Genomic DNA, 1841 nt, shown 5'->3' on the forward strand with positions numbered 1-1841 from the left:
CGATCAACACCCAACGCCTCGGCAAAGACCGACGCGACGATCTCCTCCACCGCCGTCACCGGAGCCCTAAACACCGCCTTCTCGAACACCGGCTCCGGCAACAACTTCCGATCCAACTTGCCATTGACTGTCAACGGCAATTCTTCGAGCACCATCACAGAATCCGGCACCATGTACCCGGTCAGGAACTGCGCCACCGATGACAAGACATCAGCAACCACCAGGTCGACACCGGACTCCGGCACCACGTACCCCACGAGACGATCTCCAAGGGAAGCATCCGAACGCACAAGCACGACTGCACGCGCCACACCTTCAACACGCAACAGCGCAGCTTCGATCTCGCCGAGCTCGATCCGGAATCCACGCAACTGGACCTGGAAATCGCTGCGGCCTGCATACTCGAGCTGCCCGTCGACACTCCACCGCCCAACGTCACCGGTGCGATACATCACCGCACCGGAAGTCGTGTGCGCAAAAGGATTCGCCACAAAGCGGCCGGCCGTCAGACCTGGCTGTCCTACATACCCGCGCGAAAGCTGCTCTCCCGCGATATACATTTCGCCGCGAACTCCCACCGGAGCCGGACGCAATCGATCATCGAGCACGAACACCGAGAGTCCGCCCAACCCGCGTCCGATCACAGACGCTGTCGCCTCACGCGCCCACACCGCATCCACCTCGAGGAACGACACGTGAACAGTCGTCTCCGTGATGCCGTACATGTTGACCAACCGCGGGGACCGATCGTCGTGGCGCTCGAACCACCGTTCCAACTGCGCAAAGTCCAGCGCCTCGCCACCGAATATCACGTACCGCAACGACAGCGGTGTCGCCGCTTGACCCGCTACTCGGTCGGCCTCAGCAAATTGATAGAACGCAGACGGAGTCTGATTGAGTACCGTCACTCGCTCGCGAGCAACCAACTCCCGGAACTGTTCGGGAGAACGCGACGTGAGGAAATCGACCACCACAACCGTGCCACCAAATGACAACGCCCCCCACAATTCCCACACCGAGAAATCGAATGCGTAACTGTGGAACAACGTCCATACGTCGGAATCGTCAAACTCGAACCGGCTCTGACTGTTGGCAAACAACTCGACGACGTTGCGATGCGAGACCGCAACACCCTTCGGTCGACCCGTCGATCCCGAGGTGTAGATCACATACGCACTATTCGAATCACGTAGCGGAGCAACGCGATCATGATCGGTGATTGAAGATCCGTCGTACTTCGACACATCCATGGACGCGACGTCGAACACAGGAATGTCGAGATCGAGTTCGGCCCCACCCAAAACACACACCGGCCGCGCCGCGTCGAGCGTGAACGCAATCCGCTCAGCGGGATAGCTCGGATCAATCGGCAGATAGGCACCACCTGCCTTCAGCACCGCCAACAACGACACGACCAAGTCAACCGATCGAGGCAGGAGGACAGCCACCAACGACTCCGGACCCACACCTGACTCAATCAATTTGCGAGCCAAACGATTCGCTGCAGCGTCCAAGTCGACATACGACACTCTACGATCTTCGAACACCACCGCAGTAGACATGCCCCGAGCCAGCACTTGCGCATCGAACATCGAGACCAACGTCGTATCCACTTCGGGCTTCACCCGAACCTGATCGTTCCAGCCATCCAGCACCAGCGAACGCTCGACCGAATCCAACAACTCCACATCACCGACACACACCGACGAATCCACCGCTACTGCGGTGAGGATTCGTCCGAATCGTTCAGCAAATGAGGCAACGGTCGACTCGTCGAACAGATCCGTCGCATACGTCAACGACACCGCCATCCCCGCCGCAGCACCCGCATCGTCGAACGA

1 protein-coding gene is annotated in these 1841 nt (G+C 59.3%); it reads right to left on the reverse strand.

The genetic code is table 11. The features are described 5' to 3' along the window. Positions 1-1841, reverse strand: a 1841-nt coding sequence (locus AC1Q61_RS32675) for an amino acid adenylation domain-containing protein (RefSeq protein WP_492654934.1), incomplete at both ends; no start/stop codon positions are given.

The sequence above is a fragment of the Rhodococcus sp. MPR-R1B genome, assembly GCF_058793255.1.